The following is a 25,118-nucleotide window of genomic DNA, read 5'->3' as shown; positions in this document are numbered from 1 at the left end:
CCGGGATAGCCTCGCGTTAAAAACAAACCTGTTTTGTATAACTTTTTGTTACTGCAGGATCAGCCTAGCGATACCTACTACATCGACAATGTCAATTACGCCATCATGATTGAAGTCGGCCGCTTTCGCCTCATTCCAATCGCTGCTACTCGATTTTTTGCCTAAATGCATCGCTGCTTTGCCCAGATCCCCGATATTCATAAATGTATCGTGATTGACATCTCCCGGTGCGAAGTCAGTGATGAACTGTTGGTTAAACGTTTGGATCGCTTGGTTTAACACATTCGCCGCATCATCCGACTGCTGTTGGGTAACCGCCGGGTTCGTGCCCACGCCAGCAGCCGTTTGGATAGCAGCCAGCAGAACGGCTTTGGAACCCGCTGCATATTGCCCGGCTTGCGTTCCTTCTACAGCACGATCATAGATGGTCTGTGCCAAGCTCAAGACTGTCTGCAGCGTTGTCTTATTAACAGCCGAATTCGTAACAGTCACCGCCAAATCGCTAAGCGGAGCATCCATTTTGTGCCCTCGTGCATTAGAAAGGGCTGCCTTGGTCAGTGCCAGGTTGGTCGCTGCGGAAGAGGCCAGCGGCTTCGCTTTCCAATTAAGCTTGAATAGCTCTCCGCTTGCGGTGATCGCCCCCGCTTCTCCTTCGCTGATCGCGATAATGCGAAGTTGACCCGGTACATCCTTCTTCATTTCAACCACGCTAAAGCCGGATTTCAATGCATCCACGGATACGAATTCAACCGCTTTCGCATCAAAGCTCAGCATTAGGTCTGCCGCATATATGGCGGAAGATGCCCCCTCCTTGACGTTCGTTAAACCGAAGTTAGTCGAAAATGCAGCTCCTGCTTGAACCGCTGCCGCTCCCGTCAGCGTCGTGTGAGGCACGTCGGTCGGAGGCGATGTCTGACCGCTGATCACGACATAAGTGGAACCTTGCATGCCGCTTCCGTCCACAGCTGTCGCCACCACTTTCACGATGCCGTCTGTATTCGCTGTCAGCCGTCCGCCTGCCGTAATCGCCGCTTTATCGGTCGCCGCAACACCATCGGCTTCCCAAACGCTCCATGCGACTTGACTGTTCGCTTCCGCCGGCAAGACAATCGCTTGCATTTGCAGCGTGGCGCCTTGAGTCATAATGGTATTCACGCCGCCAATGCCGCTTACGGAGATGGAAGTGATGGACGGCTGACCGTACACGGCATCCGTTACCGTTACATGGGCAACCGCCGGTATAGACGTGCCGCTAACTACACCATTCACGCTAAAGCTGCCGGCTGCCGCATACTTGGACGGGTCGATGTTTGCCCACTGCACCGCACGGTCAGCCGTTGTGTTATCGCTGAACGCGGCGGTGACAAGCGCCGGCAGGACAGGCGGAACGCCAACGACCGTCTTGACATTCACCGGTGTCAATGCCGTTATCACCGGCGCATCCTCGTTAGCAACAAGCGCTTGCGCTTCCCCAACGCGCAGGATTTGTTGATCGGTGTCCGCCTCGGCTACGAAAATCCGCTGTCCATTGTCCGCTTCGATGATGCCGTCCGCCGGGAAGGCGGTCCATCCGTTCAAGACCGAATCGCCCGCATGAATGGCAGACAGAACGTCGCTCCCGCCAACCTTCTTATACCAAAAGCGGTTCCCGTCAGCGGTCAAAGCCGGCAGCATAGCTTTCGTTTTGCCGTTATTCGCAAGCCCTGCCACGTCCGCGAACGTGACCGGCTGCTGCAAGGCAGGCGCCGGGTTGATGCAAAACTCTATTTTCCACTGCTGGTTCGTATTGCCATTCCAAGACCATTGCAGCACAGAGGAACCAGCCGAAACATGCCCACCGCTATCGAGCACCATCCCGTTCGTACGGTTGACAATCTTGAAATACCCTCCGCTAAGATATACGATTTGCCATTGCTGGTTATTACTGCCCGTCCATGTCGTTTCCTTCACGGAAGCCCCTTGAGAAACGTTACCACCGCTGTCAATCGCCAATCCGTTATTACGGTTTTTAATCGCGAAGTACCCGTTATTCAGATCAATGAAATTCCATTGCAGATTGGGACTTGAATCCCATGTCCATTGCTTTACATCCGAACCGGGCGAAACCGATCCCCCGCCGTCAAGCGCCAACCCGTCTGTATGATTCGTAAGCTTAAAGTTAGCAGCCGGATTATAGGACACCCTAATCGAAGATACCGTACCGTTATTAGACCTAAGATCGGCGTTATCACCCGTGAGCTTCCACGAGTTTCCGCTGAAATTGTCGCCTGTATACAGGGTAACGTTGTAACCGGCCGGAAGGCGAACCGATGAAATGCTGTCATTTGGAATTCCGGCACCCTGCATTTGAGCAAGCGTATAGCTGCCAACTCCAAGGAAACCGCTATTGCCTCCGTAATTGACACCGGTATAAAATCTCGGCACATTCGTGGAATTGAGTGCCGGAATCGGGCCGCTGAAGCTCAGCTTCACGACATAGGCCGGAGCTGAATACGGCTGCGAAGACGGCATGGTAATCTGGAGACCGTTGGTATCCTGCGTATAACCCGTTAGATTGATATAGGTTCCGGCAGTAGAACCAAGCAATTGTACGGAAGACAAGTTGCTCAAGTTTGCGTTATTGGCATTTAAGTTACTCAAATTCAGCGTTGCGCCATTCCCAGGCCAACCCATGACAATGCCGTAAAGGGCATTGCCCTCTTTATTCCGGGTGTACCGGATGTCTTGATTCGTACCGGCCGTCGGTGTCATATAGATGCCGCCACCCATCTTAGTCGGGCCTTCTCCATAGACATCCCAAGCACGCGTCGCATAAATCGATTCTCCGAAACGATTCAGCCAATCCCCCATGCCAAGCAAAATGTCTTTTTGCTCTTGCGGGATCGTACCGTCAGCCGTTGGAGCAATGTTCAACAGCATGCTGCCATTTTTGCTGACGCGATCGATCAGCGCATCCAGCACGGCTTTTGTGGAATAATACCCCATGTTATTTGTATAGCTCCAGCTTGTACTACTGACGCTATCGTCTGTCAGCCAATAATTGGTTTGCATATCCCCAGGGCCGCCACGTTCATAATCATAGACCTCGCCATTGTTGTCATATCCGTCTTTATAGGTAGCGACGACCTCTTTGTTCCACTCCATTGCTTTATTGTAATAATGGGAAAGGAATTTCAAGCGCTGCGTTTCGTCAACAGCCGAAAGATCGAAATCTTGCCACAGGATGTCCGGCTGATAGTTATCAACCACTTCCTCCAGCTTATCGTACCAGAGCTGATTCTCCTGGGCACGCGGCAGTTGACCGTATAATTTCTGCAAGCTGGGATCGGTTTGCTGAGGCGCGTCCTCATAAAACCCTGTATAGTTGTAAGCGTGATGCATCGCGAGTAAGAGCTTCAAGTTTTTGCTGCGGATAGCCGATGAGAATTGGCTGACTAAATCTAATTTCGGTCCCAGCTTCACGGAGTTCCATTCGTTCACCTTGCTGTCCCACATCGAATAACCGTCGTGGTGCTCCGCAACTGGACCGGCGAATTTGGCTCCGGCATCAACAAACAATTGGGCCCAAGCTTCCGGATCGAAATTGCCGCCTTGAGAAGTCAGTTTCGGCGCAAATTCCTTCCAATTCCCGGCCAGATCTCTGGCACCGGTTAAGAAGTTACTATACGGCCAAGCGGACGTATCACCATATGTGGCATAGTGGTGCTGATTCTCGGGGCTGCCCGATTTATACATATTACGGGGATACCACTCGCTTCCGTATGCTGGAACACTGAAGGCCCCCCAATGAAAGTAGATGCCGAACTTGGCATCCCTGAACCAATCCGGTGCCGCATTATACAGGTCGACTGACGGCCAGTTAGGCTCGTAAGCGGCAGCGGCTGCTTGAGCGGCAGAACCCGCAATCGGAGCAAACGGCGCTGCCATACAGGCAGCTGCGATCACGCAAGTTACAATTTTTGTTCCCAAGTATTTGATCATCATGTCCTCCAAATCGCACACAATAATGAATGCGCTTTCCAAAAGTTAAGCAGTTTCCATATTTCGGTAAGTTAACAAAGGGTTTATAGCCGATAGCGGTCCCTTTTTAAATCGAATCTCCTTGCAGATAAAAATCCGCAAAGGAGATTCCGTAGCTATTCCAAGATTAATCTAGCGATTATCACGACATCTTGCATGTTAATCTTGTTGTCATGATTGAGATCCGCTTTTTGTGCTTCATTCCAATCGCTGCTCTCTGGAGATTTCCCGTAATGTAAGGCGGCTAGGCCCAAGTCGCCAATATCGATGACGTTATCTCCGTTGATATCTTCCCGTGCGAAGACGGTGATCATCTGCTGATGAAACGATTGTATCGCTTGGTTTAAACGGTTAGCCGCTTCATCTAGCTGCTGTTGCGCAGCCGCCGGGTTCGCGCCTGCGGCAGAAGCGGCTTGGATAGCGGATAATAGCATCGCTTTGGAGCCAGCCGCATATTGTCCGGCTTGGGTTCCTTCCACCGCTCGGTCATAAATGGACTGCGCCGCATGGAGGACCGTTTGCAATGTTGTCTTATCTACCGTTACAGCCGCCGTAACAGAAACCGTCAGATTAGCCGGTGCAGCATCGAGCTTCTGCCCCAGCCCGTTTGAAACCGATACGTTCGTCAGCACCAGATTCGTGGTCGTGGACAGGCTATTCGGCTTCGCAATCCAATTGAATGTGAATATATCTCCACTTGTTGTTACCACTCCCGTATCGCCTTGGCTTACAGCTATTATCCGAACTTGGCCAGGTACGTCGGTATGGGTCTGAATCTCCGTAAATCCGGAAATCAATGGATCTACGGATACCAAGTCGATAGCGCCGGCGTCAAAAGCTAATGTAATATCCGCCGCATAAACCGCGGAATATACGCTGGCCGTTACGTTGTTTAAGCCGAAACGCGTCGAGAAGGCAGCACCCGCTTGAACCGCAGCCGGCCCCGTAAGCGTTGATTGCGGCGCATCCGTCGGCAGTTCTATCTGACCGCTGATGATCATGTATTTGAATCCTTGAATGCCGCTGCCATCTGTAGCTGTCGCTACCACTTTTACAATCCCGTTCTTCTTCGCCGTGAGATAACCATTCGGATGGATGATTGCTTTATCTGTTAGAGTTACGCCATCTGTTTCATAGACCGTCCATGTCACAGACTTGTTCGTCGCATTGGCGGGGAGCACCGAAGCTTGGAATGCAAGGCTTCCGTCCTTCTCGGTAATCGTCGACTCCGAACTTACGACAGCGATCGATTGTACGTTCACCTGCTGGTTTGCTGTAACCGTAACGTTTGCTACAGCCGGTATGACTGTCCCATTTACAGCCCCATTCACGATAAAACTGCCGGCTATTGCATACTGAGACGAATCTACCGGATCCCATTGAACCGGCTTATCCGCCGTTGTCCCATTGTTATACACAACTGTGACACTTGCAGGCAGAACCGGCGGAACACCCGTTGCCGTAACTGCGTTTACTGGCATAACGCCCGAAATCACCGGTGCCGCTGTTGCAACCGTCAGCTTCGCATCAGCCCAATCGCCGTGATCCTCGCTGTTTCCATTGCCGGAATCCGTAACTTCCAATATCAGCTCTCTATAACCTTTCACGTTCACCTTCACAAATTTGGCATGATCCGACTCTCTCAACACACTTCCGGCGTAAAGCGTTTCGATCGTGTCATCGTTCTTCACGCCTGACACTTTAAATTGTATCGAGCCGTTGTTAGCTCCGCCGATCATTTCCTTATCTATGCCGATAAAGGCGGAAAAGGCTTCATAATTAGCTCCAGTAAGATCATACTTGATCGTTGAATTGGCATGAGTCCCAAGGCCTTTGGCAAACGGGAGATCCTCGTTCCCATTCTTCAATACAATCGCATTCCCGTCGATGCTCTTGTCTTTCTTAACCGTAGACCAACCCGAGGATGCGCTTAACCAGTTCAGATCGCTCAAATAATCAACTTCAGGCAATTCTTCCTTCTGTTCGGATTGGCCTTCCGCAACTCGAAACGTCGCATCGGCCCAGCTTGCATGATCCTCGCTGTTATCGTTATCGCTATTCGTAACAACAAGTTCCACGAGGCTTGCGCCAGCTACACGGACATCGACCGGTTTAGCCACGTCGGTAACCTTCATTACACCGCTCGCGAATTGCTCTACGCCGTCTACAAGCACCTTGAATTCCACATCGGCGTAAGACGGCGATTTGGCCATTTCTTGATCCACTCCGACAAGAGCAGTGAAGGATTCATAATTTTTATCGGAAATATCAAATATCACTCTTGAATCCGCATGCACGCCAAAACCTTTCCCATACGTTACGGCGCCGCTGCTTCCCATTAGTTTTATCGCATTTCCGTCGAGGCTTTTGTCCTTCTTAACGGTTGACCAGCCCGAGGATGCGCTTAACCAGTTCAGATCGCTCGCATAACGATCCACCAGTTCAAAGTTTAACGTGTACACTTCTTGTGTCGCCCCGCCGTTGGTCGTTGCTGTGATCGTCGTCGCGCCTGGCAAGCTGTCGGCGGGGTCGATGACCAACTGCACGTCTTCAGAGGCTTTGTCCGCTGTAACTATTGGAACTGCCAGATTTTTTTCTCTCAAAACAGTCAGCGTCGCCGTCCGATTCCCGGAATGAAGGCCATTGACCGGCACTCCGTTCACTCTCACATTTGTAATTAGAGAAGGCAGTCTTTCCACTTTCCATAGTTGGCTGTCGCTTCCGGTATACGTGTTTTGAACAACCGGATTTCCGTCAACTGCAGAATCGTTGCTGTTATCCAATGCCAACCGGCTGTTTACGCTTGTAATTTTGAAGTAGCCGTTACCAACAGGAGAGATGGCCCACTGCTGGTTTATAGTTGCAGGATCTGCGGCAGTTTCAGAATCTGTCCATTGAATGATTGGGGCTCCAGGCGATTTACTGGCGTTTATAACATCCATAACTCGTCCGCTTTGTTGATTGACAATCTTATATTTGCCCAAACCTAAATCATCGATTACCCATTGCTGATCGGCAGCACTCGATTGGGTTCGCCCGGCAACAGCCGCTCCATTCGCTGGCGAATTCCCAACTCCCAATGCTTTGCCGGTCGCTTTATTGACGATGCGATACAACGTGTTGACATCAAAGGAGTCAACACCCGTCCGGGTTGGAACTTCATTGGTGTAAGAGCCGACTGCCAGCTCGGCTGCAGCTGCGAATTCGCCAACGGCCGAATTCACTTCCATTTTGAAAAAGCGTGCTGTTTGCGAGGGGAAGGTCACACGTTTCATGGTCTTGTCCCCATCCCAGGTGCCGCTTATAACCGAAGTGAAATTCGTACCGTCTTGGCTTGCGTATAGGGTATAGGAAGTAATCATACCTTGTGTTAAATTTTGCGAAGGCAAGTAATTCAGCATATTAATGTTGTTGTATGTGTAACCCAAATCCAGCGTAATGGATTGCGGCAGAGATGTGTCGGTTTGCCAAACCGTCTCCACGTAAGTGTTTACATAATCCAAAAGGCCATCAATCGCATTACCCGCGTTCCCGCTAGTAGCCGTTGCTGAATGAGCTGTAATCGGGTGGTCCATCACGATTGGCTGCTGCGGGAGTGGAGGGCGAGATTCATTAGGCGACCATGCTTGTCCGATCTCCGCCAACCGATTTACTACGTTAGCATCCAACTCCCCGTCCGGGTTCGGTGAAACGTTGACCAAAAAGTTCGTATAACGCGGTTCCAAATAACCTAGATGATTCTCCACAATATGCTCAACGCTTGCCGGCTCTGTATTCTTCATCCAATCGTGCCAGAACCATTGACTGGAAACGAGCGGCATGCCCTGGTTAGCGGCATACGTATTGTTGGAAGGTGCCCAAACGCCTTTAGGTTCTTCAAAATAAATGATGTCCTCTTCCCACGGCTGCGTTTGTCCATTGTGATCCACAATAAGAATATTAGGCTGCAGATGCTTTATCCATTCGCGAATTTCTTGGTATGGAACTTCATTATGACCCATCTCCCAGGCCCAGCCGTCGATGATCAGTACCGGAATTTCGCCGTAATTCGTCAGCAGCTCTGTTAGCTGCCCTTTGATAAATTCGATATCCGCCCTGCTGACGGAACCTTTCTGGATACCTTGCTGGCGATCCCAAATGGAGAAGTATAGCCCCGGCAAAATTCCTTGAGCACGCATGGAATCGACATATTGCCTTACGATATCATGCTTGTAGGAGCTCTTCATCACGTTGTAATCGCCATATTGGGTTGGCCACAGGGCAAATCCGTCATGGTGCTTGGTCGTTAGAACGGAATATTTAATGCCTGCGGATTTGGCGGCTTGCGCCCATTGGTCCGTATTCACATGCTCAGGATTAAAAGAAAACGGATCTTGTCCTGGCGTTACCCATTCCTGATCGTGATAGGTTCCCATGTTATAGTGGATAAACATGCCAAACCTGAGATCCACATAGTTTTTCTGATTCGTATAAATATCATTCACAACGGGGTTTGCTGTGATTTGACTATTTGTACTCGCAACAACAGGGGCCACGGAGACAAAAATAAGCATAAATATAAGTCCTAGGCATGTTGAAATCTTCTTACACAAATAACTCCCCTCCTTTACTCTCCTTGCACTTGCTCCTGCTTCGTCCGCCGCCGGCTGCCGGTACCATAGAGACAGCCTATGTTCAGGTGCGGAAGCTGTCTCTGTGGCTATTGGTCTAATTGATCAATTTCACATATTGCAGCATGCGCTTGATCATGACAGCCGCCTCAGCGCGGGTTGCTGCATCTTGCGGAGCAAACTCAGTTTCCGTTTTGCCTTGAATCAATCCTTTGGCAGCTGCTTCGGCAATCGCGTTGCGCGCATAGTCGGAAATCCGGCCTTGATCAGCGAAAGGAGCCTGCATGGCTGCTTCGGATTTCTTCTCTCCTTGCACGAGTGCGATCGCTTTCATCATCATCACGACCATCTGCTCTCTTGTAATCTGTGCATCGGGGTTGAATTTGCCTTCACCCACACCTTGAACCAAGCCGTACTTCGCTGCTGTATGGACTTCCGAAGCATACCACTCGGATGCGGGAACATCGGTAAATACGTGCTGAACGGATTCCGCCGACAACCCGAGTCCTCTTACCAGTAAGGCGGCAAACTGAGCGCGGGTGACTTGCATTTCAGGCGTATACGTGCGGTCCGATGTTCCGGCGATAATCAATTTCGAAGCTAGCAGCTCCACATCTTTCTGCGCCCAGTGACCGGCCATATCGTTAAACGTTTGCTTGTTATGAACGACGGCGTACATACTGTTCGTATTTCGGGTCACCTTCACTTCCGTTTGGCCGTTTGTCACGGTAAACGTGGAAGGTACGAATTTCATTTCTCCCGTAACCGGGTCGTACACAACCGCCGTCGCAGCCGAAGAATCTTGAATCACATCATCAACACGGATAACGCGTGACACAAAGCTGCTGCCGAAGCTATGAATTTCCACTTCCTTATCGCGGGTCTTCAGAATCACTTTATAATCGATGATATCGCTCACTCTCGCCATGCCTTTCTCGGAGAGGGATTGGTCGAATTGCGTTTCATGCTGCGATTTGGCTTTATCCAAACGAATGATCAGCGTCGCGCCTTCCGTACCAGCCGCACTCGCAAATGCCGCTTGGTTCAGAATGGACATCGGAAGTTCATAAGTGCCTAAGTGGCTTCGTACAGTTAGAACCGTATCTTTATGATCTTTGAAGCTGTCGTATAACGTTGGCAGCGGCAGTTGCAGCGCATTCAAGGCGTGCTCACCTGGAATCTCAAAGTTTAAAACGGTGCTGCCGCTCGCTGCCTGCAGATCCGTTAATTTTTGCGCCAGACGTTTGCTGTCGATAACCGCCGTTACGGATGTTTGGCCGTCTTGTGCCGTTTCAATCCGGAGCTCCGATTCTTGCGGAACATAGAGATTCGGATCTTCTTTCGTTGGTGAAGCCGGTGAGCCTCCTCCCCGGTCTGTTCCAGCTCCAGTCCCGTCAATCTGAATGGCATTTTGCGCATTTACATTCCAACTAGAAGCTAGTGATTGCGATGTGACGGTTGTCATCTGTTTCAAGGTGACGTTAGCTTGTCCGCTTGTCTTAGCCTTGAAAATCAGTGTACAGATAGCTAGATCTCCGGTTTCCCCCGGTTTATTCCCTATTTTCGTAAAAGCAAATGTGGCTTGATTCCCCGAATTTTGTGCAATCTTATACCCTTCGAAAGAACCGTTCGATTGCTCTTTATCGAATTCCAGCCGATCGGCATCATACGTCAGGACCACCTCGTAACCGTATAAATCCGTCACATGATTGCCGTGAATCGTAACGGCGACATCGTCACCGACCTTCACTTGGGAAGCACTGACAGTAAACGACGGAACTCCAGCCCCTAAAGCCATGCCGATTGGGATAACAGTGAATAAGAGCATTATGGCAATGAAAAACAACCCTGTTTTGCGTATCATGGGGCACACTCCTTTTTGAACAACATGATTAGATGGGAAGAGAAAGGATTGCCCCTTTCACTTCCCTTTCCATTTATTGCATGATGAGCTTAGCGATATCTACTACATCGATAATGTCAATGATGCCATTGTGATTGAAGTCAGCCTTCTTCGCCTCATTCCAATCGCTGCTTTCCGTCGTTTTTCCGTAATGCTGCGCTGCGCTGCCCAAGTCCCCAATATTGATCACATGATCTTCATTGACATCGCCCGGTGCGAAGACAGTGATGATCTGTCGGTTAAAGGTTTGAATCGCATGGTTTAACACATTCGCCGCATCATCCGACTGCTGCTGGGTAACCGCCGGGTTCGCGTTTACGGCAGCTGCCGTTTGGATCGCAGCCAACAGCACTGTCTTGGAACCTGCTGCATATTCCCCGGCTTGCGTTCCTTCCACAGCGCGATCATAGATAGACTGCGCCAAACCCAAGACCGTCTGTAACGTTGTCTTGTTAACGGTCGTAACCGTAACAGTTACCGCCAGATTAGTAAGCTGAGCATCCATCTGTTGCCCCTGTCCATTAGAAAGAGCTGCATTGGTCAGTGCCAGGTTGATCGCAGCGGAAGAAGCCAGCGGCTTCGCTTTCCAATTGATCCTGAATACATCTCCGCTTGCGGCGATCGCCCCCGCTTCACCTTCGCTAATCGCGATAATGCGAACTTGACCCGGTACATCCTTCTTCGTTTCAACCACGCTAAAGCCGGATATCAATGCATCTACGGATACGAATTCAACCGTATTCGCATCATAGCTGAACGTAATATCAGCCGCATATACGGCGGAAGTTGCGCTGTTCGTGACGTTCGTTAAACCGAAAATGGTCGAGAATGCAGCTCCTGCTTGAACCGCCGCAGCTCCCGTCAGCGCCGTGCGAGGCACCTCGGTCGGAGCCGTTGTCTGACCGCTGATCATGACATAATTGGAACCTTGCATGCTGCTTCCGTCTACAGCTGTCGCCACCACTTTCACGATGCCGTCTTTAGCCGCCGTCAGCAATCCGCCGTCTGTGATCACCGCTTTATCGGTTGCCGTAACCCCATCGGCTTCCCAAACGCTCCATGTGACTTGATCGTTGGCGTCCGCCGGCAAGACAGTCGCCTGCATTTGCAGTGTGCCGCCCTGACTTGCGATTGCAATCGCACCGCCTGCGCCGCTTACGGAGATGGAAGTAACCGAATGACCGTAAACGGCGTCTGTTACCGTTACATGGGCAACAGCCGATATAGCCGTTCCGCTTACAGCACCGTTCACGCTAAAGTTTCCGGCTGCCGCATACTTGGACGGATGAACCGCATCCCAAGTAACGGGCGCCTGAGCTGTCGTCGCATCCTTGTAAGTCACGGTTACGGTGCCAGGCAGTATTGGCGCAGAATAGGTAACGGTAGACACAGTTACCGGCAATACGCCAGTAATCACAGGTGCTGCTTGCTCCCACTTCGCGTACAGCGTCATATCGTTGGCTGGGATCGTATTCACACCGAAATCCCAGGCGAGCGTCAGCGCTTCGTCTTGATACCAACCCGCGAACGTAAACCCGTTCTTCGTTGGAGCTTCAGGCGCTGCGATCTTCGAACCCTGTACAGCTCCGTACACGGAACGAACCACACTGCCTCCGCTGCTGTTGAAGCTCACCGTCGTGCCTGTTTTGAAAACGGAGAAATTCCACTCCTTGTTCCATCTTGCGGCAATCGTGCGATTCGCCGTATTCACTTCGAACGGAAGCCAGACATACCTGGAGTCCTTCAGATCGTTAGGGTACCAGCGATCGGCCATGAAGATGAATTTGTTCGGCACGACATCGCCATTGCCATCCCGATAAGGCAGGACATACGTACTTTGGCTATCATGGGTTGTGTGCTTCCAGTCATCCACAAACGGATCGCCTTTATGTTCCCATGGGCCGAATACGCCATTTGTCGATACATGATATTCCGCTTGGTTCGGGTCCCAACCCGTCAATCCAGATGTAATCATGTAATAGACACCATCCTGCTTGAACATCGTCGGCGCTTCTCGGTTCCACGAGAAGGCTCTCACATAATGAACGCCTTCGACGGAGTTCCCGTTCGCATCCGTGGCCGGACCCGTGTAGTCGTCATTCAACATCATGATAACGGTCGTGTGGTTCCCTTCGGATGCATAAATCAGATAGGCCTTGTCATGCGTGGCATCATTGCCGTCATCGTCTACATAAAGCGTCATGTCGCGCAGCATGCCTTCGCCTTCACCGCCGCCCCATCCATTATTCGGCAATCGGAACGTGCCGAGATACTTGAATGGACCCGCCGGCGAATCGCTGATCGCAACGCCGCCTTCCGCCGTCCAATACTTGCCGGCGATCGGTCCGTCTTGATGCCACCACATCACATATTTGTTCGTTTGCTTGTTGTAGACGACCTTCGGACGTTCGACAACTTTATCCCAGTTGAATTCTTTATACATCGCTTGCTTCTCTGCATTCGTAATGTCCGCGTACAATGCGTTAAGCTCGGCAATGCGTTCGGGTGAATTATGTTTGCTTAACGAATTAACCGGCGATTTCATCGAACCTGTATAATCGCCATTTCGATCCGTTATATGGACTACACGATTCGGATCGAATGGAACTCCGCTATTCGTGTAAGTCTCCGAATTCTCATCCAAGTACATGGGCAGGTTGCCGGCAGGTAACACATTTTCGCCAAGTTGCGGGTTATTGAAGACCGGCAGCACAATCCCTTCATTTTTCCAATTGTACAGATCTGTAGAAGAGTACGCATGAACGCCTGTTACCGGGACATAGCCTGAGCCAACATTATCCTCCGATTTGTCTTCGCCATACCAGTAGTACGTTTTGTCCTTCTCGTTGTAAAGAATTCCTCCGCCATGAGCCTGAATTGGAACGCCGTCTCCATCCAGCCACACTTCACCGCTTTTAATGGAAGCTGTTTTACCTACACTCTGATATAAAATGAATAAATCCTGCACAATTTTTGTGTAATATGGAATGCTTTCCTCCGTTAATTCGCTCAGCGTCCCGATCTTGGCAATTTGACTTTCAATCGCCCCTGCTACCTTCGGGCTAATACTAGACGCTGTCCGCAATTGCGCAATGGCATTTGCCAAACCGCTTGTATCGAAAGCAGTTGCTTGTTTCTGACTGACCGAAATTTCTGCCGCAGTCAGCGTATTGCCTTCACCGCCCGTTGTAACCGCCTGAACCGCAATGTATCTGGCTGCATGAGATTTGAACGTTGCCGATTGTACGCTCGAACTGGTTGAGTCCCAAGCGCCGTTTGCGGCAAACGTGAAATGCTGGTCCAGATACGCTTGCGTCCCGTCGGCAGGCGTCCCCGTCAAGTCTGCCGCATTGCTGTAATAAATTTTGAATTGCTTTAGTCTGCCGTTCGCCTTGTCTTGCCTTGGCGTAATCGTAACATTCCCAATGTCAGGCTTGCTCCGGCCCAAATCGATGATAAAATAATCGCCGGATCTGTATGTTCTTCCGTCGGAGTCCCAGTTGGATTCATAGAAGGTTGAACGATTGTTGTCCAGCATGAGATTGGATGGATTCGTTCCGTACGCTTCCGGCGCATAAAAAATTTGAATAGCTTCAACTTGCTGCACAGCAGTTTGAACTCCTGCGATTTCAGCCGTAATTTGACCTGTCATTTTCACAATCTCTTCTCGCGTGGCTGCCGCATTAACCAGCAGCGCCGAAGCTTGGGTAAGCAGCGTTTCCAGTTGCTCCAAGTAGGAAGGATCCTTCGTAAAGCCGGTCTTAAAGGCATTCGCTGCTGACACCGCCTCTGTAAGGCTGGACTTATCAACGGTATAGCCCGCCTTGTTCAAAATCTGGATCTCTGCAGCCGATCCATACTGCTTGCCTGCATCGCTTCTGGAAGCAAGTGCAGTAAATTTAACATAGGAAGCGCCCCGGGCATTGAAGGTAGCCGTTTTCTCGTTGTGATTCGCTTCCCAAGTTCCCTCCGCAGCTTTGGTGAATGTCGTGCCGTCCGTACTGACGGAAATTTCATATTGGGTGACGATGCCGTTCCAATCCCCATCCTGACGCGGCACATACCGCAGCTTATACACACCGTCATAGGTCTTGCCAAGGTTGTAGGTGATCGAATGCGGAAGTGCCGAGTAAGATCCGTCGTAGGCTGTGTGCCATTTCGTTCCGGTATCCCCGTCGATCGTTTGGTCCGGTCCTTCGCCCGGTGCGGAGCTGTCTGACTCCGCCGTCATCTCGCTTTGCGGGATAAGACCCGTTTGAACGAAGCCGGCATGAAGGTTATACTCCGCGATAATTCGGTCCGTCGTTTTGGCGATATCTTCCTGAGTGACGTAATCCTTATCTCTAACCGTTATGCCTTCCTGAATTAACGCTTGCAGGGCAGATAAGCCTGGCTGTTCAGTCAGTAAAGCTTCAGCATTCGTAATTGCTTCGCTCAGATTCGCTTTATCAACGGTATAGCCCGGCTTTCTCAAAATGTGTATCTCGGCAGCCGAGCCGTATTGTGTGCCGGAACCATCATTCGATTGCGTCACTGTAAACTTCACATGTGTAGCGCTTACTGCGGAGAATGTTGCCGTTTTTTCCGTTTTGTCGTTGCTCCATGTCCCTTCGGCAACCTTCGAGAAATTCGCTCCATCTGTGCTTACTGCAACTTCATACTTGGTTGCAACACCATTGAAGCTGCCATCTTGCCTTGGCAAGTACTTCAATTGGTAAACATCGTTATAGGAACCGCCTAAGTTATAGGTGATGGAATGCGGTGCCGGTGCCGGTGTGCCAGACCAAGCCGAGTGCCAATTCGTTGCGGTATTGCCATCCAACGTTCTTTCCGGTCCTTCCCCCGAGGCTGAGTTGCTTGCCGTCGCCGTCATCCCGCTTTGCGGAATGACCGTGCTGTCGGTATAGGACGCTCCGTCGATAACGAACGTTGTAATCGATTTCGCATCGACAGTTGTGTTCAACGTTTTATTCGTTATGGAAACGCTTTCACGTTGACTCACATTCTCCAACGCTGAGGAGACATATGCCGCAGCTTGCCCTGTGATCTCATCAAATTGTGACATGTCCAAGGAAATAGGCTGGCTGGTCGTATTCGGATTTCTATACACCACATAGATTTTATTATGGGCAGGATCAAAGGCCGCCAGCGTATTGTCATCGTTATCTCCAATAAATCTGGAGCCTTGCGGGATAAATCGGCTGAATTGCGCCATTGCGTAATATTTTTTCCCATACCACCAGTCTTGCGTATCGAAATCGGCATGGAGGAGACCCCAGTTCATGTCTTCCTTCTGCATGTTTTTCTCGCTCTCGATCGCCTGCCATATGACCCAGGCTTTCGGCTCAAGCCACGTAATATCCGTCATAATTCTTTCAGCCAATGCGAGTGCAGGTTCAAAATCATCGTGATCGTGCGCAATGCCGGACGGTCCCAAATCAACCTCAGACATCCATAACGGCTTGCCTGCCGTCTTGGCTGCATCTCTAACCAAATGACGATTAGAGCCGCTATACGTATGTGTATTCATTTGCCCGACATTCGCCTTCGTAACCGCATCATACGAATTCCAATTGCTTACGAACGTATCCACGTTGGTCTCATCCATAGCGGAAATTTTAACGTTTTGCAGTCCTTTCTCATCCAGCTTGGCGCGAGCCGCATTGATCATCTTGGCCTGCGAGTCAGTGTCCCAGTGAGAGCCTTCTTGACCCCCGCCAAATCCCCAATAGTCCGTATTCGGTTCATTCATCGGCGAAAGACTGTTGAAAGTGATGCCCCAGTTATCTTTAAAATGCTCTACCACTTCTGCCAGATAATTAGCAAAGTTATTATATTCATCCGACTTCAAGTTGTCTTTCCATTTATCCGTATTTCCAGTCGTACTTCCGCTGACCGTCATATAATAGGGAGGTGAATTGGAAAAGGCTTCAAATAAATTAGCGCCACGTTCTTTGGCAGCCTGAAGCCACCAACGCTGATTCGCATCTTGCGTCCAGTCGAACACTCCGGCCGAGGGCGAGAACCCTGGAACTTCCCCTCCTTGGCGCATCGTCTCGTAAGCCGGATTTTCACCGCCGCCAATGTTATACCTGACAATATTGAAATTCAATCCTTGCGGCGAGTAAAGCGCATCAGCCATTGCATTTCTTTTGGCATCGTTAAAGCCGCCCGTTACATGACCGAACCACGCTAATGACGTCCCCCAGCCGTCCCACGCTTGCTGCATATGGCCAGGGTCTAACTGAATTGTTGTCGCGGCGCTCGCTTGTCCCGGTGTTAAACCGTAAACCGCAGGCGAAACGATCGTTAATGCAAGGAAAGAAGCACATACCTTTTTCCCAATCTTTGCAGTCATATCTACAACTCCTATCTGGGATACTTCGTTGCCAAAAACCAGTTATTGGAAACGCTTACCGTTGAGTCTAAAAAAACAGAAACTGATTCTCATCAATTTCCTAAGTGTTGGAGAGTGGATGATCGCTCATCCCCCCTCCAATTATCTTGCACCTTACTTGCTAGCTCTCGCTTTGGTCCATTTATCGTTCAGATCCTTCGCGATGCTATCCACCGCCTTGCCGCCCATCATATCTTGGCCAAGCTTCTTCCAATCCAATTGAATCGAATTCACGTACTTATTGAAATTCTCTCCGCCTGGACGGTAGTTGAACTCTTCAACTTTGTTCGCTTTGTAGAAGTCGTTCAAGAATGGAACATCCGCTTTGACGCCTTCCATCACGGAGTTCGCTTGCTTCTTATTCACGTAGAAGGAATAGGCATCCGAGGAGAACATCCACTCTTGGAATTTCTTGGCTGCTTCGACGTTCTTCGATTTGTTGTTAATACCGAAGAAGTTATCCGTGAACGTCATGACTTTCAGTAGCTCAGTCTCCGAATGACGCGTAGGCAGCGGGAATGCCGCCAAGTCATCCGTGTTACCTACTTTGGATTTGTATTGCGGCAAATACCAAAGACCTGCGGCAATGACAGCAGCTTTTTTCGCTTCAAACAATCCTGTTGCCTGATCATTGCTCAATCCAAGCGGATCCGCTCCCATGACTTTGGCGTCATACAAAGTTTGAATATCCGTGTAAGCTTTGTAGAACGGCGTGCCTTTCTCAAAGGGTTTGTCCATGCCGGCAATTTGGTCATAATAGTTCTCGTCGCCAGACGCCAGCAGCGGCATGAATTCATTGAACGGATAGTTCGGCCACGAGTCCTTACCGCCCATTGCATACGGCTGATATTTCCCGCTCTTCTTAATCTCCGTTAATACGCTGACGAACTGCTCCCATGTCGTCGGAACGCTTAAACCTAACTCTTTGAAGACACTCGGATGATAGTAGACAAGTTCAGGGAAAGAAATAACCGGAAGCGCTAGAACTTTGCCGTCTACGGCGAACTGCTTGGCTTTCGTATTCTTCGCGGTGACGCTCAAATCATCGAGAGGCAGCAGCTCCGCTTTGAAATCATTGATAAAATTCGGCTTCAGCTCGATAATGTCCGGCAGCTCGTTCGCCGCTAATCTGACTTTCATCGCTTGCAGATAGTCGCCGTCGCTCTTGAAAGTTTCCACTTCCATCTTGACGTTCGGCATGACATTGGAGAACTCTTTGACTTTCTTCGTCCAGCTGTCGAGGAACTCGCTGTCGCTGTCCCACATCGCCAGCTTCAATGTAACTTCATTCCCTTTGCTTCCGCTTGCCGGTGCCGGCGCAGCGGATGATAAGCTGCCGGGCGTTGCCGAATTCCCGCTGCATCCTGCCAAACCGAACGTCAATGCTATCGATAGAACGGATGTTACAAGTCTTCTTTTCATCTTCGATCTTAACCCCCCAAGATTACGTAAGTGATTTACACTTTTATGATACAAAACGCAGAATACGCTTTCATTGATATATTTGGTTATTACCTTGATATATTTTGGGTTCAGTCTTTTTTCCGCAGCGCATGCTCCCGGTATTTCTGAGGGCTCATTCCTCTATATTTTTTAAACACTCGGCTGAAATGCTCGGGGTTCTCATAGCCGATCTTGACGGCGATCTCGTACATTTTCATCTCGGTTTCCATGAGTCTCGTGGCTTCATTGATGCGCAGCTTGGTCACATATTCGATGAAATGCTCCCCCGTTTCTTTCACAAACTGTTTACTCAGATGGCTCTCCGTCACTTGCGCCCATTCACTGACTTGTCCAAGCGTAATTGCCGAGCAATAGTTTTTCTCGACGTACCGCTTGACCCTTTCCACCAGCCGCTGCGGGTTCTCCTCCCGCAGGTTATCCGGATGGAGTAAATCGGCCAGACGAAACACAAGCTTCTCAATCCACTCGTGTAAATCCACGCGGAAATTGAATTGTTCCACAATCTCATAGGGTCTTCGCCGGGTTTCGATGACATGCGTCCAATTCATCGCTTTGGCATGAAGCAGCGCGCCGATATTCCAAATCAGCTCTTCGTAGACCGGAAGCGAACTCTCCAATGTAACGTTCGACTGTTCGCCTAACTGCTTCAAACCGGCGTACAGCTGTTCCTGCCATTGAACTTCACCCTTCTCCATCTGCTGCAGCATATTCGTATAATCCCACGGAACGAGCGGTTCTGGCCTCAGAGCCTTCTGCGTCTCCGGATAATAAATGCGTCCCGGCCCTTCCGAGAAACGAAGGCTGGCCAAGCTTCTAGCTTGACCATATCTCAGATGCCAGCTTCTCCAATCGCTGCAAGCATCCGCGACCCCAACGGACAGCGTTACGTTCAAATAGTTTTTCACCGTATTCCGCAAGGAATCCAGAAGCTCCATCACCGTCCCGCGCACGTGCAAATAACTGGTCGCCGACTCAAAACATAACAGCAGGACGACCTCCTCCTCATGAACTTGAATCAGTTCATAAGGATGTTTCACGACATCCATCCCTTGCTTAATCACGCGAACCAAATGTCCCTTGCTCTCCTCCCCGGCAAAGGCAAGTTCACTTCCTGCCGGAGATGGCTTGTCCGGCAGCAACGATACGAGAACTTGTTGATAGTTCGCGTAGTGCGACACCCATTTCTGGAAGGAAGCATCCTGCACGGAGTTAAAGCTGTACAGATAATCTTTGTCGAGTAACAGCCCTCGGAGCCATGTATCCCGCTGCCTCCTGTCGGCTTCGTCCTGTTCGTTGCCATTGCCCGGATCCATCGTTCTGACTTTCAATTGATCGACAACCTGCCGAACGACCGGCATAATATGCTCCGGATCCAGATCCGCTTTCATGATGTAGTCCACAGCTCCCAGCACGAACGCTTTCCTCACGAAATCAAAATCGGAGTACGCGCTTAACACGATGCTTAAAGGCGGATTCGCCAGATTCGCCTCCTGCAGCTTGGATAACAAGGTGTTCCCATCCATCCGCGGCATACTCATATCCACGATCATGATATCAATGTCTTGTTTCTCCGCTATGCGCTCCCATGCCTCAAGTCCGTCCGCGGCTTCCCCGACAACCTCGCATTCCAGGTCCTCCCACGGAATAATCGCCCCCAGCGCCAGTCTGACCAAAGGCTCGTCATCGACGATCATCACTCTATACATGAACTCATCTCCGCTCTTTCGATTGTTGATCAGGATTGCTTGCCAGAAGCGGTAACGTCACAATAACCACCGTTCCGACCTCCAGCTCGCTGTGAATGGTCAAGCCGTACGGCTCCCCGTAATTTAAACGGATCCGGTCGTTGACATTCGCTATGCCGATACCGCATAACGACTCCACCCTTTTCTCTTGAAGCAGCGTTCCCCTTGTCCGCTGTTCCATCCCTTTGCCGTTGTCCGTAATCGTAATCACGAGCTGATCCAGCTGTTTTTCACATTTTATTTTGACAATCCCCATCGCCTCCTTGCCATAGAACCCATGAATAATCGCATTCTCCACAATCGGCTGAAGAAGCAGCTTCAGAATGTAGGCTTCCGTCACACGCTCATCGATGTCATATTCCACTTTAAAACGGTCCCCGTAGCGGACTTTCATAATATGAATGTACTTCTCCAGACTTTGCATCTCATCAAATACTTGGATATACGATCCGCCCCGGTGAAAGGTAGATGAAAGCAATTTGATGAGCGAATCTGTCATTTCCACCAAGTTCGTCGCTTTCGCCAGCATAGCCATGATTTTGATCGCATTCAGCGTATTCACTAAGAAATGAGGATTGATTTGCGATTGAAGCGCATCGAGTTCCGCGCGGTTTTTTAATTGTTCTTGCTCCCGCTTCTCGACAATCAGTTCCTTCATGCGCATCGTCATATTCTGAAACGTTTTGCCCAGCGAGTAAATCTCAAGCGGACCGGAAAGCTCCAGATCGATATTGAACGACCCGCTCTTCATCTTATTCATTTGCAGGATCAAAGACTTGATTGGACCAACGATACTCCTGACAAGGAAAAATGACACAAGGAGAAAGATGACCAGGCCTGCCGCAGACACGCCCATAATAAACTTGTAGATTTGCTTGACCTCTGCCGTCATCTGGTCATACGGCGTCACATAGATGATCTTCCATTCCGTGCGTTCCATGGTGAGGAACGTGACAAACATCTCTTCTCCATTCACGACCGTCCTAAAGTTGCCGTTCTTCTTATCTTGAGCTTGCCCGACCGTTTGCTTCTCGATGCTTTGCATCTTATCGGCGCTTGTATCCAGCATGATGTTCCCGTCTCCATCCAGGACGATGAAGCTCCCGTTCTGGTTGGACGACGACTCCGCCAGATTCTCGAACGATTTGGCCTGTATGACAAAATAGATCATTTCCACATCGTTAAATGAACTGGCATACTTCGGAGCTATGGCAGCAGATAAAATATATTTATCATTGGACTCAATGAGCTTATTCTCTTCGGAACCGAACAATAGGACCCTGCCTTGATTCTGCAGCGCTTTCTTGTAAAGGGGTGTTGCCTTCAACAGCTCTTCGTTAACCCGTGTGTTGATATTATGAAAGTGGGTGCCTTCAAAGAAATAGGCGTCTCCGTCGCGATAGACGAACATCGCGGAAACGACGTCAGGCATATCATGCAAATAATTTTTCAATTGATTCTCCAGTTGGATGGAATAGTTGAATAAAGTGTTGGAATCTGCACTGCGGTGAAAGGAAGTGGCAAGGGATATGACATTGCTGTCCGTGGCAATAGCAGCCACCGTGCGGATGTATCTGCTCTTCTCCTGATCGATGGAGTAAGAGACTTGTTCGAGGGTTTGCATCGTGCGCGAGGTAATATTCGTCAGCAAAATATCGGTATAGGCTCGCAACGATAACGAGGCTACCAATACGATCGGCATCACAATTACACAAAAGAACATCACATAGAGGATCGAGGTGATCGGCCATCTCTTCCTGAATATACGCATCACTGTGCCCCCATTTCAAGATACGATGCAACACACACACACACAATGCTGAATGTTGAAATATTCCCTTAACTAATGGGAGTACGGGGAGAGCCGACGGCTTCATTCATCAAGATTCGACATGAACTACCGCCATTTTAAGGTGAACCGCCAATCTTCGTCAACACCGAGTTTGCTTCCATGCGCTCCCTGTCTGAGGAAGGGTACAACTAATTGTAGAGACTTTGGTCGCGCTTTCACATGATCTTTTTTGTGGTTGGAGTTGATATATTTTGTTGCGGGGCCGCGCGTTCGGCTCGGGGACCAAGCAAAGCCTTTTGCGCGGCATGCCCTCCGGCCGGCTAACGGACACAGCGGTCCTTATTCGCGGATTCCGGGCCGCTTCCAGCTTCTAACGGACACCAGCGCCGCTATTTGCGCTTTCCAGCCCGATTTCGCCCCGAAATCCGGCAAATAAGCGCTGTGGTGTCCGTTAGCTCCGTATTGCGGCGGTTTCCGCGCAATTAGCGGCTTCTGTGTCCGTTAGCTCCGCCCGCGGGGCCGCGCGCCTGGCTCGCTGGTCGGCTCGCCGGCTGGGCACAAAGCCCTTTGCGCGGCACGGCTCCGGCCGGCTAACGGACACAGCGGACCTTATTCGCGGATCCCGGGCCGCTTCCACCTTCTAACGGACACCAGCGCCGCTATTTGCGCTTATTTGCCCGATTTCGCCCCGAAATCCGGCAAATAAGCGCTCTGGTGTCCGTTAGCTCCGTATTGCGGTGGTTTCCACGCAATTAGCGGCTTCTGTGTCCGTTAGCTCCGCCCGCGGGGCCGCGCGCCTGGCTCGCTGGTCGGCGGCTCGCTGGCTGGGCGCAAACCCCTTTGCGCGGCACGGCTCCGGCCGGCTAACGGACACAGCGGACCCTATTCGCGGATCCCGGGCCGCTTCCACCTTCTAACGGACACCAGCGCCACTATTTGCGCTTATTTGCCCGATTTCGCCCCGAAATCCGGCAAATAAGCGCTCTGGTGTCCGTTATCTCCGTATTGCGGTGGTTTCCGCGCAATTAGCGGCTTCTGTGTCCGTTAGCTCCGCCCGCGGGACCCCGCGCCCGGCTCCGCCATGCAAGCACACAAAAAAAAGATGTCACCTTAGCCACAGGCCTCGGGACATCTTCTTTGCTTCATTCGCCTAGCGAATTCGCCGTTTCCAAGATCGCGACCCCGTACGGCTCAAGCTGCAGCGAGCTCTCAACGATCCGCTCAGTCAGCAGATCCTTATAAGGCCCTGCCTGCGCATGCAGCGCAACAGTGGTCTCATAAGGATTATGATTCAACACGAAGGTGAACGTACGCCCGTCTTTATGCCTGGCAGCCAGCTCAACGCCATAAGGCGCTTGGTGCACGGGCAGCAAATGCAGCCGCTCGCATATCGCTTGGCTGAACTGATCCAGAAACGATTGTTCAGGGTCGGCAGCCACGTAGTAGGCCTCCCCTTCCCCATATCGGTTAACGGTAACCGCCGGCATGCCCGCATAGAAGTCGCGACCATATACGCCTAACGCTTCCGCTCCTTCCAAATGGAGCAAGTCGCATAATAACCCGCATTCGTATACGCCTTGAAGCTCCCCGAAAGCGGCAGGCACCACGATTCGGTTGCTCATCTCCGGCTGGAGCGCATCGATTTCTTCTACCCACAGTCCGAGCAAATCCCGCAATTCACCGGGATAGCCCCCAAGCGTGACGAGATCGTTCTCATTGACAATGCCGCTGAAGAACGTAGTGACGAACGTGCCGCCTTGCTTCACAAACGTTTTCAACCGCTCGCTAACGCCAGGTTTCACCATATACATGACAGGCGCAAGAATCAGCTTGTATTTGGAGTAGTCGCTGAGCGGACTGATCACGTCGATGCTGACGTTCAGATCGTACAAAGCTTTGTAATACTTTTGGGCTTGTTTCAAATAATCGAGATCGACGCTCGGTCCGCTGGTCATTTCGACGGCATTCCATGTGTCAATATCAAACAGCAGCGCAACTTTGGAATCCGTGACCGAATCGAGAATCGTGTCCCCCAACGCGTGGAGCTCCCTCCCTAATTGCGCACACTCTCTGAAAACCCTCGTATGCTTATGACCTGCATGTTCGATTAACGCCCCGTGATACTTCTCGCATGCCCCGACGGAACGGCGCAGTTGGAAGAACATCACCGTATCCGCCCCGTGCGCGATTGCCTGATAGCTCCAAAGTCTCATTACACCCGGCCGCTTCAGGCTGTTGTACGGCTGCCAATTTTGCTGGCTCGGCGTCTGCTCCATCAGCATGAACGGCTTACCGTCCTTCAATCCCCGCATGTAGTCATGGCGCATCGCTACGTTGCTCATTGGCTCATTCATTTGCGGATAACTGTCCCATGAAACAACGTCCATATGCTCGGCCCACTTCTTCAAATCCAACCCGTTGAACAGCCCCCAAATATTCGTCGTGATGGGAACATCCGGCGTTATCCGTTTAATGACGTCATACTCCCCTTGGTAGCAGGCCATAATCGAATCCGACATGAAGCGCTTATAATCCAAAGCGATGCCTTGGAAGCATTTGTCATTGCCGTTCAAATGCGTAGGCGGTACGATTTCCTCCCAATCATAAACCGTATGCGACCAGAAGCTCATATTCCATACACGGTTAACAACTTCCAAAGACCCGTATTTATTGCGCAGCCAAACCCGGAACGCCGTTGCGCACGCATCGCAATAACAATGAGGTCCGTACTCGTTCCCGATATGCCATACGACCAGCGCCGGATGGTTGCCGTATCGCTCCGCCAATTTGCCGGCCAATCGCTGTGAAAACTGGCGGTAAACGGGGCTGTTCGGGCAGAAATTGACCCGGGATCCGTGCGTGCGCTTTCTGCCGTCGATATCGACGGGGAGAACTTCCGGATACCGGTGCGACATCCAGGCCGGCTGGGCCGCCGTGGAAGTAGCCAGACAAAGGAATATACCTTCTTGGGCAACCGTGTCGATAATGCAGTCCAACCAGCCGAACTCGTAAGTATCCTCCGCCGGCTGCAGCTTCGCCCAGCTGAAAACTGGCAGCGTCACAATGTTCAAGCCAGCCAATTTAAACAATCTCATATCTTCCTGCCACACTTCTTCGGGCCACTGGTCCGGGTTGTAGTCGCCGCCATAGTAAATAAACGGCAATTTCTCGTTAATCATCGATAATC

At 50.7% G+C, this 25,118-nt stretch carries 8 protein-coding genes; all 8 read right to left on the bottom strand.

Annotation, left to right across the window (positions count from 1 at the left end):
• Positions 1-48 precede the first annotated feature (48 nt).
• Complete coding sequence (locus PUT07_RS09515; RefSeq protein ID WP_274467721.1) at positions 49-3,984, bottom strand: alpha-L-fucosidase; 3,936 nt, start codon at positions 3,982-3,984, stop codon at positions 49-51.
• A gap of 152 nt (positions 3,985-4,136) precedes the next feature.
• Positions 4,137-8,573, bottom strand: coding sequence for an NPCBM/NEW2 domain-containing protein (locus tag PUT07_RS09510; RefSeq protein ID WP_274467720.1), 4,437 nt, complete (start codon positions 8,571-8,573; stop codon positions 4,137-4,139).
• Positions 8,574-8,727: 154 nt separating this feature from the next.
• On the bottom strand, positions 8,728-10,494 hold the full coding sequence (locus tag PUT07_RS09505; RefSeq protein ID WP_274467719.1) for an S-layer homology domain-containing protein: 1,767 nt from the start codon (positions 10,492-10,494) through the stop codon (positions 8,728-8,730).
• Positions 10,495-10,567: 73 nt separating this feature from the next.
• On the bottom strand, positions 10,568-16,891 hold the full coding sequence (locus tag PUT07_RS09500; protein ID WP_274467718.1) for a discoidin domain-containing protein: 6,324 nt from the start codon (positions 16,889-16,891) through the stop codon (positions 10,568-10,570).
• 153 nt (positions 16,892-17,044) lie between these two features.
• Entirely contained in the window at positions 17,045-18,352 is a 1,308-nt protein-coding gene (locus PUT07_RS09495; RefSeq protein ID WP_274467717.1) for an ABC transporter substrate-binding protein, read from the bottom strand.
• Between the two features lie 110 nt (positions 18,353-18,462).
• Positions 18,463-20,100, bottom strand: a complete 1,638-nt coding sequence (locus PUT07_RS09490; RefSeq protein ID WP_274467716.1) for a response regulator — start codon at positions 20,098-20,100, stop codon at positions 18,463-18,465.
• Between the two features lie 4 nt (positions 20,101-20,104).
• Entirely contained in the window at positions 20,105-21,910 is a 1,806-nt protein-coding gene (locus PUT07_RS09485; protein ID WP_274467715.1) for a sensor histidine kinase, read from the bottom strand.
• A 1,163-nt stretch (positions 21,911-23,073) separates the two neighbouring features.
• Positions 23,074-25,110, bottom strand: a complete 2,037-nt coding sequence (locus PUT07_RS09480; protein WP_274467714.1) for a beta-galactosidase — start codon at positions 25,108-25,110, stop codon at positions 23,074-23,076.
• Positions 25,111-25,118: the final 8 nt, after the last annotated feature.

Source organism: Paenibacillus sp. MAHUQ-63, from assembly GCF_028765165.1.
GTDB lineage: Bacteria > Bacillota > Bacilli > Paenibacillales > NBRC-103111 > Paenibacillus_E.
Note: the sequence above shows the minus strand (reverse complement) of the source record. Positions and strands in the feature narration are given on the sequence as shown.